Below are 16,627 nucleotides of genomic sequence, written 5' to 3'. Positions count from 1 at the left end.
AAGATCGATGAGACCGAACGGCCGTTACGCAGCCGGCGCCAGCCAGTTGTCCGCCATCCGGGTGTGGGCGATGTGCCTGCTCCTGCTGTCCGCTGTTGCCATGAGCCCGACCACCGCCAAGGCCGCGCCGTCCTCGGCGGCCGCGACGACGCATGTCTACCTGCTGCGCGGCGTGCTCAACATCTTCTCGCTCGGGCTCGACACGATCGGTGCCCGCCTCCAGGCGCAGGGCATCCCGGTGACGGTCGCCAATTTCGTGTCCTGGTCTTCGCTCGCCGATGAGGCGGCGGCCGCCTACAAGTCCGGCCGGCTCAAGACCATCATCCTGGTCGGGCATTCCTCGGGTGCAACCGCGCTGCCGGACATGATCGCCAAGCTCAACCAGCTCGGCGTCCCGGTGAAGCTCGCGATCGGCCTCGACTCCGTGTTCAAGACCAGGCTGACGACCGGCGCCGAGCGCTACATCAACATCTATATCGGCGATGGTCCCGGCGAGCCGGTGCGGGCCGCGAACGGCTTCCGCGGCAAGCTCGACAATGTCGACGTGCGCGGCACCGGCGTCGGTCACATCACGATCGACAAGAACGAGGCGATCCAGCGCCGCGTGATCGCCGAGATCGATGCCGCGATCATGCGCTCGCGCGCGCCGGCTGCACCGGTCGCCGAGCCCGGTGCGCCGAGGCCCGCGCGCTCCGCTGCGGCCGCCGCGCCGGCGCGGAACTGAAGGCCGTTAGCCGAGACCTGCTTTCTTATAGGCCTGAGTTCGAGATGCCGCCGTCGACATGCAAGTCGACGGCGGCCTTGTTTTGTGCGTGATCACTCTCGTGACATCGGTCAGCGCTCGCTGCGCGCATCGTCCTCGGCTCCCGGTGCTTCGGGCTTGAGATAGACGAGCAGACAACAGCAACACATTGCGAGCCCGAGGATCGGGAATCGCAGGGCCACACCGGCGGCCGCCGCGAAGACACCGAGCGTGATCACCGAGCGGATGCGCATGATCCTGCGCTCTCTCGCTGGGACCTCGCCCGCGGGCGCCCGCCCGACGAGGTCCCAGATCAGAGCGACATAGGTCGCGTTCACCAGGAAGAACACCGCGGCGTAGAACGCGACCGGCTGCGGCGCGAGCTCGCTCACGGCCATCCAGGCGGTGGAGAGCGGCAAGAGCGACACCGAGAACAAATGCGCGAAGTTGAACCACATCAGCCGCGGCGTCGCCTCGCTGGCATAGCGCATCAGATGGTGGTGATTGGCCCATACGATCGCGATGAAGACGTAGCTCACGGCATAGGAAAGCCAGGTCGGCCACAGCGCCAGCAGCGCCGCGAAGGTCGGAATTTCCGGCGGACGAAGCTCGAGCACCAGCACCGTGATCAGGACGGCGAACACGCCGTCCGAGAATGCGCTCAGCCGTTCCGGACTCCGTCTCGCATGTGCCATGGCCGCCGCTCCCGTTACGTCAGAAAATCGCGAATGCTCTTTGCGATCTCGGGCGCATGCGTTTCCAGTGCGAAATGGCCGGTGTCGAAGAACTGGACCACGGCGTTAGGATTGTCGCGCTTGAAGGCCTCGGCGCCTGGCGGGATGAAGAACGGGTCGTTCTTGCCCCAGACCGCCAGGAACGGCGGCTTGTGCGTACGGAAGTAGCTTTGAAATGACGGATAGAGCGCGACATTGCTCTTGTAGTCGCCGAACAGATCGAGCTGCACGTCGTCCGAGCCCGGGCGCGCCAGATAGAAATTGTCGAGATTCTGGCCATCCGGGGACACCGCGGTCGCATCGGCAACGCCGTGCGTGTACTGCCAGCGCGTCATTTCCGGCGTGAGGAGTGCCCGCAGCGCGTCGCGGTTGGCCGGCGAGGGATCCTGCCAATAGGCCTTGATCGGAGTCCAGCCGTCGCTGAGGCCGTCTTCATAGGCGTTGCCGTTCTGCGAGATGATGGCCGTGATCCGCTCAGGATGGCGCAGCGCAAGCCGAAAGCCCGTCGGCGCGCCGTAGTCGAACACGTAGACCGCGAAGCGATCGAAGCCGATGATTTCGGTGAAGCGCTCGATCACGCGCGCGATGTTGTCGAAGGTGTAACGGAAAGTCTCGCGGGACGGCATGTCGGACTGGCCGAAGCCGGGAAGATCGGGCGCGACGATGTGATATTTGTCTGCGAGCAGCGGGATCAGGTCGCGGAACATGTGGCCCGCACTCGGGAAACCGTGCAGCAGCAGAAGCTTTGGCGCGCCGGCAGGGCCGGCCTCGCGATAGAACACCTTGAAGCCGTCGACGTCGGCCGTGCGATATCTGGTGCGGGTCATGACATCCTCCTTTGGATAGTTGATGGGGCTGCCTCACGAAGGCGCCCGGCGCACAGGGAGCGCTAAATTGCCGCTCAGGGAGCGGACCGCCTCGCAATGACCGCGGCGATGATTGTGGGCGCCATTTTCATCTCCTGCCACGTAACCTGTTTAAAGGTAGTGACTAGGTTATTGAGAGCGTTAGTAACTTGTCAATAGCATTCTTACAGGTTACTCATGAGATGCTCCTTCTGGCCGGAAGCCGCGCATGCCAAACAGACCGCCCGCCATGTTCATTGCCGACTCGCTCGGCCTCGATTTCCTGAATTCGGTCGCGACGCCGGTCGATACGCCCGTCGACTGGATCGAGAACGGCGATGGCCTTGTCGACTGGTTGGCGCAGGCCAAGCTGGTGCCGACGGCTGAGCTGGACGCACTGAAGGGGCGCGCGATGCCGGGCGAACTGGACAAGGTCGCCGATCAGGCCCGCGCCTTGCGCGAGTGGTTCAGGACTTTCGTTCGCAAGCATGCTGGCGCACCGCTCACGGCGGAGGCGCTGCAGGAACTTGGTCCGCTGAACTGCCTGCTGGAGCGCGACGAAGCGTTCAGCCGGATCGAACCTCGACATGACGACGGCCATCGCGGCCTCGCGCTGCGGATGACGCGGCGCTGGCGCTCGTCGGAATCCCTGCTGCTGCCGATTGGCGAGGCGCTGGCCAAGTTCGTGTGCGAGGAGGATTTCGCCAACGTGAAGGCGTGCAAGGGGCATAGCTGCACGATGCTATTTGCCGACCACACCCGCCGGCGCGCGCGGCGGTGGTGCAGCATGGCGATCTGCGGCAACCGCGCCAAGCAGGCCGCGCATCGCAGTCGCCTCAAGAACAGGCAGTAGCGGCAGACCGGCTGACACAAAGCCGCATCACTCGGTAAGATCCGGCCACGCGCTTGGATCGGGGCAGGGTGGGCGCTTTCGGCACGTCTCCGCGCCCCAAAAACCGCCAAATCGGTGGTCACTAAGCCGCGAGGGAGGCCTCTGCCTCTCGTGGTGGGGAATTATGATTGATCCAAGGCGAATGGTTGTGCTGGCAGCGCTCGCGCTGCTCGCCTTGACTGCGGGTGCGGCCGCGGCTTCGCCCGCCAAGCCGAAGCGTGCTGCGATTGCGACGGTCGCGCCGTCGCCTCCTGCTCCGCCGCCTCCCGCAGTGGAGCTGCCCGCGCCAAAGGTCTACCTGTTCCGCGGCGCCATGGGCCCGATCTTCTCGACCGGCATGGACCGGCTCGGTGAGAAATTGACCAGCGCCGGCTTCTCGGCCGACGTCTATGAATTCACCCTCTGCCGGATGGTCGGCAACCGGGTCATCTCCAATTACAAGGACAAGCCGGCCCCGATCGTGCTGATCGGTCATTCCATGGGTGGGCTGTGCTCGATCGTCATCTCCGAGATGGCGGCCAAGGAGAACATCCCGATCAGCCTCGTCGTCACCATCGATCCCGCGCATGCGACCGGCAACGTGCCGCTCAATGTCGAGCGCTTCATCAACATCTTTCTCTCCGACAGTGTGCTCGGTGGCGGCGACGTTGTCGCCGAGCCGGGCTATCGCGGCCATTATGCGAGCTTCGACCTGAAGGAGAACAGCCGCGTCACGCACATTAACATCGAGAAGTCGGACGACATTCATCGCCAGATCGTCGACATGGTGACGCAGTTGCCGCGCATCTCGCCGCAGACCCAGGTCGATGCCGTGCCGCTGCGCTATCTCGTGCCCGCCAATACGCTCGTCGAGCTCTGGGACTCCGGCGTGCGTCTGCCCGTGCGTTCCGGCGACACCATGGAAAGCATCGCCGCGACCCATCGCGTGCCGCTATGGTCGATCGCGCAAAGCAATTCGCTGCCGGACAATGCGCCGCTCACGCCCGGGCAGTCTATCATCGTCCCGCGCCATCTGGTGCCGGTCGATCCTACCGCCGCCATGGCGACACCGGACGGACAACAAAAGAAGACCAACGTCACACGATGAGATCGTGGTGCGGCACAGGATGGTTGACCCAACCGCCTGCGTGGTGGCCGTTGCCGTCCGGGTACGAAGCCTCGAGATCTGGCGCCGCGTCATGTCCCCTAGCGGCCGCCGTATGTTCGTGATCATGGTGCGACGCTGGGAATTCGTTCACGAACGTGATGCTCGATTTCTCGCGACCCGGATTGAGGAAGTTAAAGGAATTTCGTGGTTCGTGCGGGTTTGCTTCTGAACCGAACCCTCCATGAGCCTTGGAATGCAGTTGCGTCTCGAGCAGGCCAGGCGCATCGGCGCGGTCATGGCTGTGTTCGTTTGCTTGACGGGAGAACCAATGATCGCAGCCGCCGTTCTCGAACCAGTTCGAGGGGCCGGGATCAAGCGCGCTCTCCGTATCGGGAGCGCTCGTAGAGCCATCAGCCTCGGCAGCCTTGCCGCTGTCGGCGTGTTGGTCGGCTGCAGGCAAGGCACTCGGCGTACCGAAAGAAACATCCAATATCGAATGACTTCCAACCTCTGTGCCAGCCGGACCGTTCCCCTTTGGATGGCTGCTGTCGGTGGTCCCAGTTTGCTCGAAGACAAAGCTGGCGTTCATCGACGGCGAGACGTTCGCCGGCTCCAGCAGGATGGGTTGCTTCGCAATTCCGTCTGAGTTGGAAGAGGTGGGATGGTCGCTCGACCCGACCTGACCTTGCTCGGCACTGAGAACACGATGCACGCTGGCTGCCTGAGCGGTCGAGCTTCCGTCGAAGGCGACAGCGCCGCTACTATCCGTCGTGCCAGCGGGAGCGTCGGACGTGCTGACCGTAACGGTGGTCGCGTCAGCTTGCGTCGTTGCAGTCGGGTCAATGGCATCGCCCATAGCTATGGCCGACGCTGCATTCGAGTCCACGATGAAATCCGACGACGCGATGGTCGCGATGCCCTGGAGATGAATTTCCAAGAGGCTGGAGTCGCCGACATGAAGAGATTGATCAGTCGGATTGACAAACACGACCGTTTCATTGGCCGAGCTGTCGTAAAGCCAGGCGATGGTGTGCGCCGGCACAGGCGTGTGTGTTGAGTTCAATGCCAGGACCACGAATCCGAGCGCGCCGACAGCCGTCAAATCGATCTTGTCGGATCCCGATACGAAACCACTGATGGTATCGGACCGGCCTCCTCTGGAATCTGCGGCCGCCTGAAAAACGAAGACGTCATTGCCATTGCTGCCGATGAGCTTGTCCGCGCCGGGCCGGCCGATGATGCTGTCGTTGTTGGTATTGCCGTCGATAGTGTGTCGTGCAGGGCCGTAGACAACGTCATCCGCGTTGTTGCCCTTGATCGCATCGTTGCTCGATCCGCCATTCACGCCGGTGCCGTTAAGGGGCTCGTCGCCGGTGTCCCCATAGACGGTCTGGGCTATATTGCCATCACCGGCGATGTTGTCGCCTTGAAGAGCTCCCTGGACGGACGGGGAATCTGATACGAGGGAATGCCCTGTGGCCAGATTGTCGAAATCATTGCGGCCGCCGTCGCTGGCGCCATGGATGGTGATCGTCACCTCTTGCCTGGTGCCATCGATGGTCGTCACCGTGAAGTGGTCGGTGAGCGTATCGCCGTCATCGAGGGCGTCGACAACGCAGTTGCTGTTGTCGAGCGTATAGGTCCATACGCCGGCTGCCGTCATCGTGAAGGTGCCGTAGCCGCAGTCGCTTGCAGTGGGGCAGGTCACCGCGGTGAAGGTGTTGGACGGATTGTCGACGTCGGTATCGCTGAGAGCGCCGGTTGCCACCGGCTTGCCGGGTGAGATGCAGCCGGCTTCGAGCACCGAGCCTGTCGTGTCACCAAAGATGACGGCGGCGTCATTCGTGCCACGGATCGTGATCGTCACCACCTGCGGCGTGCCGTCGATGGTCGTCACGGTGAATTTGTCGGTCAGCGTATCACAGACATTGAGAGCCTGCACCGTGCTGTTGTTGTTGTCGAGCGTGTAGGTCCACACACCCGACGCCGTCATCGTGAAGGTACCGAAGCCGCCCGCGCTCGGCTTTGGAGAGCTCACCGCGGTGAAGGTGTTCGGCGGATTGTCGGGATCGATGTCGGTCAGCGTGCCGGTTGCGGTCGGGCGGCCAGGCATCTGATTGGCGACACATCCGGCCTCGATCACTACGCCGGTCTTGCATCCGTAAATGACGGCCGGATCGTTGCTGCCGTTGATGGTGATCGTCACCACCTGTGGGGTGCCGTCGATCGTGTTCACCGTGAAGCTGTCGGTCAGCGTGTCGCCAATGTTGAGCGCCTGCACCTTGCAGTTGGCGTTATCGAGCGTATAGGTCCACGCGCCGTCCGCCGTGATCGTAAAGCTGCCATAGCCACCTGCGCTTGCCGTCGGCGAGCCAATCGCCACGAAGGTGTTGGGGGGATTGTCGACATCCGTATCGACAAGTGTACCCGTCGCGACCGACGGACCGTGCGACGCGCTGCTGGCTTCGACAACTGAACCGACCGTGGCGCCGGAGATGACGGCGGCGTCGTTGCTGCCCTGGATCGTGATCGTCACGACCTTCGGCGTTCCGTCGATGCTGGTCACCGTAAAGGTATCGGTCAGGGTGTCGCCGACATTCAGAGCCTGCACCGCATGATTGGTGTTGTCGACATTGTAGGTCCAGGCGCCGGCCGTTGTCATCGTAAAGGTGCCGTAGCCGCCCGTGCTTTTGGTCGGTGAGACGACCGCCGTGAAGGTGTTGGCCGGGTTGTCGACGTCCGTATCCGTGAGCGTGCCGGTTGCCGTTGGCGTGCCAGGCGCCGCATTGGCGGCACCGCCTGCCTCCGCCACCGCGCCACCGGCGTTGCCTGAGATAATGGCCGCGTCATTGGCGCCGTTGATGTCGATCGTGAAGGTCTGACTCACCGAGAGCGAGCCGTCCGAAACCGTGATGACGAAGCCCGTGGTCGTTGGCGACTGCAGGGCATTGATTGCATCGTTGTTCGGAACGAAAGCGTAGGCGCCCGATGCGCTGTTCAAGTAAAGGGTGCCGTAGGGACCGGTCTGCGAAAGATTGTATGTCACGCCGTTCAGTGTCGTGTTGCCGGATGTCCCTCCGCTGAGGCCGTACGTCAGTACGGCGCCGATCGCGGCACTGCTGGCTGTGAAAGTCCCGGTCGTCGCCGAGAACTGGTCGAAGGTGATGGTGTCGATTTCGATGGGCCCAGCCGGCACGGCTAGAGTCGGCGGCGGCCGTACGAGGGGGGTCGCAAGGATCGGAATGACGAAAGACGGCAGAGGCGGAAGCACGTTCGGCGCTGCAGGTTCATCCTCCGGAACAAAATTGATCGGCTCGACCGGAAGCGACTCGACGAAAGGAGGTGTGCCCGATCCTGTTGGCCCGTGCGTGAGGTTGGCGAGCACGTCCTGTTGAGCCGCCTGCAACTCCTCCATTCGCGCAGCGCTGTTGGCAACCTGGCTCACGCTGACCGAAGAGCCGATCTTGTTCAGGATGACGGTCTCGCCGGGATCCTCAACGATGATGTGTCGCGGCACCGCCTCCTTGGTGATGAGTTCGAAGACGCCGTGCTGCATGTCCTTGTAGGTGATCTTGTCGTCATCCAAGAACGTGGCGTCCGGGTCGGCGGCGTTTGCGTCCGGCATCATCGAGAAAGTCAGCGCGGCAAGCGTCAAAATCCCGAACCCGCTCGAATAGGAGCGGGCGCGAACGCTTCCAAGGGGCGTGTCGACCGTCAGAGTGCCGTTTTCTGCCAACCGGCCGGCAGCGAAGGCAAAGCTCCCTCTGTCGACCGACAGCACGATCGAGCGTGCGGTGCCGTCGGATTGGCAGACGCATTCGCTCAGCTCGATGCGAGCTCCGCTGGAGACATTGAAGACGGTGTCATCGATAAGCAGAATTCCGACCTGCCCATCTGCGGCAGCCTCGATTATGTCAGAATGACAGACTGGGTCGCCAACGCTGACTTGAGTTGCTATGCCGCCGTCACGCGTGAGAGTGGCGTAACCAATCGCTGTCTGAACGATACCGATGATCTGGTGAGGCAGGACCGCGGCGACCCCATCCCTGGCCTCAACGCCGGACGCAACTAACATTGGCTGTAGCCTCGCCTGTCGTACAATTCAGGCTCAGCGCGGTGCTTGTTGGTTTTGCCTACGCCACGGGGAAATGTGTTGACGTTGGCAACCTTGGGCCTGCACGCCGAAACGTCTGATGAAGCAAAACGATCTTTATGTGTATGGTCAAAAGAATAGCAGGTTCAGGGAGATGCAACATCTCGACGCGAGCGTGCATTGTATCTCAAAAACAGTTGACGATTGAGCTGGGCAAAATGTGGCCTACTTTTGATGGCCAGGCAAATGACCAGGGCCTAAGATCGAAGGCAAAAAAGAGGTACCCCATCTGGGGGACTGGTCGGCAGGACCGATCTGGGTCGTAGATGCAGACGATGCACGACGTGCTGGCTTAGCCAGGATTCAAAGAGGCCACGCGAACGAGATCTTCGCTGAAAGGGCGGGTCATGTGCAGACGCACGATTGCGGCTTTGGTGACTGGTTTCGTTTGGGCATTCGCGAATGTTCTGGTTGCTCAGGCGCAAGTCAGTCCCGCGAAGCCCAGCGTCCAGGATGTTGCGCTAAAACCCATCGGCAAGGTCGTAGCCGCGACGGGCTCGGTCACGATCGAGCACGCAGGTGCGGTCGTCGTGCAGGCCAACCTTCCCGATCAGGCCGCTCAAACCAAGGTTGGCGATATCGTCTATCTGGGTGATGTGGTGCGAACCGGGGCCGACAGCCGGATCAACATCAACTTCACCGACGGTTCGTCATTCAATCTGTCGAGCAACGCTCGCATGACCTTGGACGAATACGTGTACGAGCCGGCGGGGAAGGCCAATTCGACGTTTTTCAACGTTTCCAAGGGCACGGTCACGTTTATTGCCGGCCAGGTCGCCAAGACGGGCGATATGAAGGTCGATACGCCTGTCGCGACCATGGGAATTCGAGGCACGACGCCGCACATCGAGATTTCGGATGATGGTGCCGTCAAGTTCTCGACTCTCATCGAGGAGGGCAAGAGCAAACTGCTCAAGAAGCGGGTCACGACCACAACGCGGCAGCCCGAAGAGGAGGTCAATCGCAAGCTGAACATCTGCCGAGGATGCTGAAGCGATTTTGCGGTGCTCCGTTCATTTCCACTGGGGCCTGACAGGGACATGACGACAAGGCTCGCTATCATCGACAGCGTCGCGTCCGGTCTCGTTCTGCTGCTGCTCAGTTCACCGGCGATGGCGCAAGAGCTGCAGAAGAATAGCCACCTCAAGAGTATCGAGCAGTGCAACGGCGCGGACCGCATCCCGCTTCAGGCCCGTATTGTCGGCTGTACGGTGCTCATCAGTTCGGGTGATGCCAAGCCGGACGCGCTCGCTGTGGCGTACAACAATCGTGGCAATGCTTACATCGCGACGGCGGAGTACGACCGTGCGATCAGGGATTTCGATCAGGCGATCGAGCTCGCTTCAGGCTACGTCAAGCCGGTGAACAACCGCGGCGTGGCCTATTTGAGGAAGGGAGCCTATGACGACGCGGTCAAGGCGTTCGATCAGGCAATCAAGCTCAACCCGGACTATGGCAGCGCCTTCGCCAATCGCGCGGAAGCCTACCTGAAAATGGGCCGGTATGATCGTGCCGCGCGGGATTTCGACGAGGCCATTCGTCTCGACCCCAATTCGACGCTTGCCTGGAGCGGACGTTGCTGGACCCGAGCCATCCTGGGCGATCTGGCGGCCGGGCTCGACGACTGCAATAGGGTGCTTCAGGCGGATTCGAACAACGCCGCGGCATACGACTCGCGTGCGCTGATCCATTTGAAGAGGGGTCGAGCCGCCGCCGCCATCGATGATTACAATTCGGCGTTGCGCGTCGAGCCAAAACTGGCAAGCGCGCTTTACGGACGCGGGCTTGCCAAGCTCAGGCAGGGTGACAAAGCGGGTGGCGACAGCGACCTCGCGGCCGCGAAGATGATCGAGGCCAAGGTCGGCGACGACTTCGCCCGCTATGGCGTGCAGTGAGGCCAGGTCGGGGGACGACCGAGGTCGTCGCGCCTCCCGAGAGCCTCGTTAGCGCTTTCTGAATGTTTCGCGCGCATCATTGATGCCAACACGCAATTCATCCGCGTGTTCTTCGGGCAGGCCAGGGCCGGTTGGATTTGTCTCCAATGCCGGTCCTCGAGCGCCCCCGGACGGTCAATTTTGTAAGTAACCAAATACCTCGTGTCGTATTGGCAATGGGCGGGACGTAGCCGTGGAAGAGCGACGCAGACAGCAGCGCACGCCGGTTAGCGAGACTGCCTATATCGCCGGCGATGGATCCAGCATGCGATGCCACGTGGTCAATCTGTCCGATCATGGCGCCGCCATCGAGATGCCCGACAGGCTCTATGTCAGACCCCGCTTCAAGTTGATGCTGGAGAGAGATCGCATCATCAGAGATTGTCGCGTGATCTGGTCCAGCGGAAATCGCATTGGCGTCGAGTTCGTGGATTAAAGCGTGATGAAATTATGCTCGCGGCTCTCCGTGGTGCACCTCTCCCTACGGGAGAGGTGTTCTGAGTTCTCGGGTCGCCCGCTCTCCTGCGCCTGCTAGACGTTCGAGCCGTGGATCGCGTCGATGACGGCGTCGGTCACCTCCTTGGTCGTCGCCTTGCCGCCGACATCCGGCGTCAGCACACCGGCGGCGCAGACGCGCTCGACGGCGGCCATCAGCCGGCGCGCGGCATCCTTCTCGCCGAGATGTTCGAGCATCTGTGCACCGGTCCAAAACGTCGCCACGGGGTTGGCGATGCCCTTGCCGGTGATGTCGAAGGCCGAGCCGTGGATCGGCTCGAACATCGAGGGGAAGCGGCGCTGCGGATCGATGTTGCCGGTGGGCGCCACGCCGAGGCTGCCTGCGAGCGCGCCGGCGAGGTCGGAGAGGATGTCGGCGTGGAGATTGGTCGCCACGATCGTGTCGAGGCTCTTCGGATGCAGCGTCATGCGCACGGTCATGGCGTCGACCAGCACCTTGTCCCAGGTGACATCGGGGAATTCGCCTGCCACCTCGGCGGCGATCTCGTCCCACATCACCATGCCGTGACGCTGCGCGTTCGACTTGGTCACCACCGTGAGGAGCTTGCGCGGACGCGACTGCGCGAGCTGGAACGCATAGCGCATGATGCGGGTGACGCCGACGCGGGTGAACACCGCGACTTCGGTGCCGACCTCCTCGGGCAGGCCCTTGTGAGCGCGGCCGCCCATGCCGGCATATTCGCCTTCCGAATTCTCGCGCACGATCACCCAGTCGAGATCGCCGACGCCGACATTGCGCAGCGGCGAGGCGACACCGGGCAGGATCTTGGTCGGCCGCACATTGGCGTACTGGTCGAAGCCCTGGCAGATCGGCAGGCGCAGGCCCCACAGCGTGATGTGATCGGGCACGTCGGGCGCGCCGACCGCGCCGAAATAGATCGCGTCGAACTTCTTGAGTTCAGTGAGGCCGTCGGCCGGCATCATCACGCCGTGCTTCTTGTAATAGTCCGAGCCCCAGTCGAAGGTCTTGACATTGAAGGCGAGGTCGCCGCTGCGTTTTGCCAGCGCCTCCAGCACGCGGACGCCGGCGGAGATGACCTCGGGGCCGATCCCGTCGGCGGGGATTGCTGCAATCGAATGGGTGCGCATGGGAATACTCCGTTTGGATGATCAGTGGGATTGCGTGACGGGTTCGACGCGTGCGGCTTGTGCGCGCGACAATAGCAGGGTGAGCACGGCGGAGAGAACGAGCAGCCCGCCGACGAAGTAGAGCCCGCCGACGAAACTGCCGGTCTGGTCCTTGATCCAGCCGATCATGGCGGGCCCGACGAAACCGCCGAGATTGCCGATCGAGTTGATGGTGGCGATGCCGGCCGCGGCCGCCGAGCCGGACAGGAACATCGTCGGCATGCTCCAGAGCGGCGGCTTTGCCGAGGAGATGCCGATATTGACCAGCGCCAGCGCGATCAGCACGGTGGCGACGCCGGTCGCAAGGCCGGCGAAGGCGAGGCCAGCAGCAGCGAGCAGGCAGGCCCATACGACGTGCCAGGTGCGTTCGCCGGTCCGGTCCGAATGCCGCGCCCACAGGATCATGGCGACGACGGCGGCGGTCGCCGGCACCGCGTTGAGGAAGCCGACCTGGAGCGAGGACAGGCCGAACTGCTTGATGATCTGCGGCGCCCAGACGCCGAGCGTGTAGAGGCCGGCCGAGGTGCCGAAATAGATCAGCGACAGCGCCAGCACGCGGGGATCGGCGAGCCCGCGCCAGACGCTGTGGCTTGCGGTCGCGGCCTTGCTCGTGGTCTCCGCATTCATGGCCTCGACCAGCCACCGGCGCTCGTCGCCCGCGAGCCATTTTGCCTTCTCCGGGCGGTCGGTCAGGAACACCAGCACGACGCAGCCGAGCAGCACCGCGGGCAGCGCCTCCAGCACGAACAGCCATTGCCAGCCCTTGAAGCCTAGCAGGCCGTCCATCTCCAGGAGCGCGCCGGAGATCGGCGATCCCAGCACGGTCGAGAGCGGCGCGGCGGCCATGAACAGCGCGGTCACTGCGGCGCGCTGGCGCGCCGGGAACCAGTAGGAGAGATAGAGGATGATGCCGGGAAAGAAGCCGGCTTCGGCGACGCCGAGCAGGAAGCGCAGCACGTAGAAGCTCGTCGCACCCTGTACGAAGGCCATCGCGGCCGACACCAGCCCCCAGGTGATCATCACTCGCGCGATCCAGATCCGCGCGCCGACCCGGTGCAGGATGATGTTGGAGGGCACTTCGAACAGGAAATAGCCCCAGAAGAAGATGCCGGCGCCGAAGCCGTAGACGGCCGGCGACAGCCCGATATCCTTGTTCATCGTCAGCGAGGCGAAGCCGATATTGACGCGGTCGATGAAGGCCACGAAGTAGAGCAGCATGATGAAGGGAACGATGCGCAACGTGATCTTGCGCAGCACGCGCGTCTGAAGCTCGCTCGCCACCCTGGCCTCCTTGAGGTGTAGAATTATGGTTATGCTGGCGGACCCATGGTCCACGCCGGCAGTGAGCCTAGGCGGAGGCAAGCGGCGGACTCAATTGACGCTGGTTTATACAAAAAAATGATATAATCCGATCAGGCGACGGGGAATCGGGAGCACGGACCGGCGAATGGAATTGCATCAGCTTCGATGCTTCGTGGCGGCGGCGGAGCAGCTTCATTTCGGCCGGGCGGCGCAGCATCTCCAGATGCTGCCTTCTGCGCTCGGTCGCCAGATCAGGCTGCTCGAGGAGGATCTGGGAACGCGGCTGTTCGCCCGGACCACGCGTGCGGTGTCGCTCACCGAGGACGGCGCAAGCCTGCTGCGCGACGCGCGTGCCATCCTTGCGCGCGTCGAGGCCGTCGAGAGCAGTTTGCGCAACCGCTCGCGCGAGCGGACCGCGCGGCGGCTGCGGGTCGGCGCCATCGACAGCGCCGCGGCCGGACTGCTGCCGCCGCTCTTGCGCGACTTTCGCGCTAAGCATCCGGAGGTCGCGGTACAGTTGCTCGAAGACAAGACCGTCCGGCTGCTGCCGAAGATTTTGACCGGCGCACTCGACCTCGCCTTTGTCCGGCCGCCCGACCGGCCGGACAAGCGGCTCGAATTCCGCCATCTTCTGCAGGAGACGGCGATCGTGGCGTTCCCGCAGCGGCACGCGCTCGCCGGGCGCAAGTCGATTGTGCTGTCCGAGATCGCCGACGAGCCGATGCTGGTGCCGGACCGCCGCTCGCGGCCGCACAGCTACGATCTCACCACAAAATTGTTCGAGCAGGCCGGCCTGACACCGCGGATCGTGCAGGTCGCCGACGAGAAGCAGACCATCATCAATCTGGTAGCAACGCGCCTTGGCGTCGCCATCGTGCCGCGCTGGACGACGCGGATGGCGGTGTCGGGCGTGCGTTTCGTGCCGCTGCGGCCGCGGCAGAGCGGCCCCGTCGGCCGGCTGCCGCTCGCGGCTGCATGGCTGCGTGGCTCGCGCGATCCCGCGCGCGATGCGATGCTGTCGGTGCTTGAGGCACGCCTGCGCAGCTATGCGCGGGAGGCCTGAGGAGCTATGACTTCGGCTTGGTGAGAGGGTGGGACGCGATGACCGAACAGAGAGCTTCGAACGATTTGCGGATTGCGATCGCGGGACTGGGCTCGATCGGCACCAAGATCGCGACCGCGCTCGATCAGGGCATCGAGGGGCTGACGCTGTCGGCCGTCGCGGTGCGCGATCCCGCCAAGTATCAGGCCTTCCTCAACGGTCTGCGCCGCCCGCCGCGGGTCGTACCGATCGAAGAGCTTGGCGATGCCGCCGACATCGTGGTCGAGTGTGCACCGAGTCGGAATCTGCGGGCCATCGTCGAGCCGGCGGTGAAGCGCGGCAGGGCCGCGGTCGTCGTCAGCGTCGGCGCGCTGCTCGACAATGCCGACCTCATCGATGTCGCCCGCGCCAATGGCGGGCGCATCATCGTGCCGACGGGCGCGCTGATCGGGCTCGACGCGGTCAACGCCGCTGCTATCGGCACCATTCATTCGGTGAAGATGGTCACCCGCAAGCCGATCGACGGTCTGAAGGGCGCCCCGTTCATCGTCGAGAACAATATCGACATCGACAATCTGCGGGAGCCGCTCAAACTGTTCGAGGGCACGGCACGCGAGGCGGCCAAGGGCTTTCCGGCCAACCTCAATGTCGCGGTCGCGCTGTCGCTCGCAGGCGTCGGGCCCGACCGCACCTTGGTGCAGATCTGGGCCGACCCGACCGTGACGCGCAACGTTCATCGCATCGAGGTCGAGTCCGATTCCGCGCGCTTCGCGATGTCCATCGAGAACATCCCGTCCGAGAATCCCAAGACCGGGCTGATCACGGCGCTGTCCGTGATCGCGCTGCTCCGCAAGCAGCGCGCCACGCTCTGCGTCGGGACGTGAGGCTCACGCGCCGGTGACGCGCCAGATCACGTTGCCGACGTCGTCGGCCATCAGCAGCGACTTGTCGGGCCCGATCGCCACGCCGACCGGGCGGCCATACGACTCCTTCTCGTCGGGCGACAGGAAGCCTGAGAGGATGTCGCGCGCCGGGCCGGACGGGCGGCCGTTCGCGAACGGGATGAACACGACCTTGTAGCCGGACAGCGTGCTGCGATTCCACGAGCCGTGCTGGCCGATCACCATGCCGTCCGGGAAGCCCGGCAGCGTGCCGGCCGGCATCCAGCACAGGCCGAGCGACGCGGTGTGGCCGCCGAGCGCATAGTCCGGCGTGATCGCCTTGGCGACCAGCGCCGGATCCTGCGGCACGCGATCGTCCACCGTCTTGCCCCAGTAGCAATAGGGCCAACCGTAGAAGCCGCCGTCGTGGACCGAGGTGAGATAGTCCGGCGGCGTCTCGTCGCCGAGGCCGTCGCGCTCGTTGACGACGGTCCAGAGCACGGACGTTGTTGGCTCCCAGGCAAGGCCGACCGGATTGCGCAGGCCGCTGGCGAAGATGCGATGCGTGCCGGCGACGAGATCGAGTTCGTAGACCGCGGCGCGGCCTTCCTCGACCTCCATGCCGAGTTCGGCGATATTGCTGAGCGAGCCGACGCCGGCATAGAGCTTCTTGCCGTCGGGACTCGCGAGCAGGCTCCGTGTCCAGTGCCCGCTCGGCTTGAACGTGGTGAGCCGCTTGCCCGGTGCGGTGATGCGGTCGGCGCCCGCGACATAGGGAAAGGCCATCACGCCGTCGGTGTTGCCGACATAGAAGGTGTCGCCGACCAGCGCCATGCCGAACGGCTGGCTCAGATTCTCCATGAAGGCACCGCGCTGCTCGGCGACGCCATCGCCGTCCTTGTCGCGCAGCAGCGTGATGCGGTTGGCACTGACGCCGAGCGCCGCGGCGCGCCGCATCGTCGCCTGCATGGCATAGTGAAACACGGTGCGCGGCGGGCCCGCGATCTGCGTCGCCTCGGCAATGAGGACGTCGCCGTTGGGCAGCACCTCGATCCAGCGCGGATGGTCGAGGCCTGTCGCGAACGCATTGACTTTCAGCCCTGGCGCAACGGTCGGCTTGTGTCCCTCGCGCCAGCCGCGCGCGGTCGGCATCTTCAACGTCGGGATCGCGCCTTGCGGCTTGGCTTCGGGGATCGCCGGCTTCTCTCCCCAGGCCGGCGTCGGCGCCGCGCCGGACAGGCGTCGCCATTGCAGCGCGATGCCGCCGACCAGCGCAACGAACTGCGCGAAAATGCTGGAAAAGGTCATAGAAATCCCCTGTCGAACGTGCGGCATTGTCCAACGCCGGATTGCCCAATGCCCGCGCGCTTT

General features: G+C 63.8%; 14 protein-coding genes. 8 read left to right on the top strand and 6 right to left on the bottom strand.

What is annotated here, in order from left to right:
• The first annotated feature begins 7 nt into the window (after window positions 1-7).
• A complete protein-coding gene (locus tag MTR72_RS00730) occupies window positions 8-724 on the top strand; it encodes a hypothetical protein (protein ID WP_280965816.1) in 717 nt (238 codons plus the stop codon).
• Window positions 725-834: 110 nt separating this feature from the next.
• Here MTR72_RS00730 and MTR72_RS00725 read toward each other — a convergent pair whose 3' ends face one another.
• Together MTR72_RS00725 and MTR72_RS00720 are read right to left on the bottom strand one after the other, a co-directional pair.
• On the bottom strand, window positions 835-1,437 hold the full coding sequence (locus MTR72_RS00725; RefSeq protein WP_280965815.1) for a TMEM175 family protein: 603 nt from the start codon (window positions 1,435-1,437) through the stop codon (window positions 835-837).
• Window positions 1,438-1,451: 14 nt separating this feature from the next.
• A complete protein-coding gene (locus tag MTR72_RS00720; RefSeq protein WP_341509974.1) occupies window positions 1,452-2,303 on the bottom strand; it encodes an alpha/beta fold hydrolase in 852 nt (283 codons plus the stop codon).
• A 247-nt stretch (window positions 2,304-2,550) separates the two neighbouring features.
• On the opposite strand from MTR72_RS00720, the gene MTR72_RS00715 reads away from it, so the two are divergent.
• On the top strand, window positions 2,551-3,174 hold the full coding sequence (locus MTR72_RS00715) for a CGNR zinc finger domain-containing protein (protein ID WP_341509973.1): 624 nt from the start codon (window positions 2,551-2,553) through the stop codon (window positions 3,172-3,174).
• Between the two features lie 163 nt (window positions 3,175-3,337).
• A complete protein-coding gene (locus MTR72_RS00710) occupies window positions 3,338-4,300 on the top strand; it encodes a LysM peptidoglycan-binding domain-containing protein (protein WP_341509972.1) in 963 nt (320 codons plus the stop codon).
• On the opposite strand, the gene MTR72_RS00705 is transcribed toward MTR72_RS00710, so the two are convergent.
• Complete coding sequence (locus tag MTR72_RS00705; RefSeq protein ID WP_341509971.1) at window positions 4,290-8,375, bottom strand: VCBS domain-containing protein; 4,086 nt, start codon at window positions 8,373-8,375, stop codon at window positions 4,290-4,292. The genes MTR72_RS00710 and MTR72_RS00705 overlap by 11 nt on opposite strands.
• Before the next feature lie 452 nt (window positions 8,376-8,827).
• Between MTR72_RS00705 and MTR72_RS00700 the strand changes: the two genes are divergently transcribed.
• From MTR72_RS00700 to MTR72_RS00690, 3 genes are all read left to right on the top strand, one after another.
• Complete coding sequence (locus MTR72_RS00700) at window positions 8,828-9,445, top strand: FecR family protein (protein WP_341510087.1); 618 nt, start codon at window positions 8,828-8,830, stop codon at window positions 9,443-9,445.
• A 48-nt stretch (window positions 9,446-9,493) separates the two neighbouring features.
• On the top strand, window positions 9,494-10,348 hold the full coding sequence (locus MTR72_RS00695) for a tetratricopeptide repeat protein (RefSeq protein WP_341509970.1): 855 nt from the start codon (window positions 9,494-9,496) through the stop codon (window positions 10,346-10,348).
• 232 nt (window positions 10,349-10,580) lie between these two features.
• Complete coding sequence (locus MTR72_RS00690) at window positions 10,581-10,823, top strand: PilZ domain-containing protein (RefSeq protein WP_341509969.1); 243 nt, start codon at window positions 10,581-10,583, stop codon at window positions 10,821-10,823.
• 95 nt (window positions 10,824-10,918) lie between these two features.
• Here the strand turns inward: MTR72_RS00690 and MTR72_RS00685 are convergent, their stop codons facing one another.
• A complete protein-coding gene (locus tag MTR72_RS00685) occupies window positions 10,919-11,992 on the bottom strand; it encodes a tartrate dehydrogenase (protein WP_341509968.1) in 1,074 nt (357 codons plus the stop codon).
• Window positions 11,993-12,013: 21 nt separating this feature from the next.
• A complete protein-coding gene (locus tag MTR72_RS00680; RefSeq protein ID WP_341509967.1) occupies window positions 12,014-13,312 on the bottom strand; it encodes an MFS transporter in 1,299 nt (432 codons plus the stop codon).
• 166 nt (window positions 13,313-13,478) lie between these two features.
• Here MTR72_RS00680 and MTR72_RS00675 point away from each other — a divergent pair, with 166 nt between their 5' ends.
• Both MTR72_RS00675 and MTR72_RS00670 read left to right on the top strand, forming a co-directional pair.
• The gene (locus tag MTR72_RS00675; protein ID WP_341509966.1) at window positions 13,479-14,396 is read left to right on the top strand and encodes a LysR family transcriptional regulator; all 918 of its coding nucleotides are present in this window, start codon (window positions 13,479-13,481) and stop codon (window positions 14,394-14,396) included.
• A gap of 38 nt (window positions 14,397-14,434) precedes the next feature.
• The gene (locus MTR72_RS00670) at window positions 14,435-15,259 is read left to right on the top strand and encodes an aspartate dehydrogenase (RefSeq protein WP_341509965.1); all 825 of its coding nucleotides are present in this window, start codon (window positions 14,435-14,437) and stop codon (window positions 15,257-15,259) included.
• Between the two features lie 3 nt (window positions 15,260-15,262).
• On the opposite strand, the gene MTR72_RS00665 is transcribed toward MTR72_RS00670, so the two are convergent.
• On the bottom strand, window positions 15,263-16,564 hold the full coding sequence (locus MTR72_RS00665; RefSeq protein ID WP_341509964.1) for a PQQ-dependent sugar dehydrogenase: 1,302 nt from the start codon (window positions 16,562-16,564) through the stop codon (window positions 15,263-15,265).
• Window positions 16,565-16,627: the final 63 nt, after the last annotated feature.

The organism is Bradyrhizobium sp. ISRA442 (assembly GCF_038085055.1).
In the GTDB taxonomy this organism is placed as follows: domain Bacteria; phylum Pseudomonadota; class Alphaproteobacteria; order Rhizobiales; family Xanthobacteraceae; genus Bradyrhizobium.
This window is presented reverse-complemented; position numbering and strand designations above follow the sequence as displayed.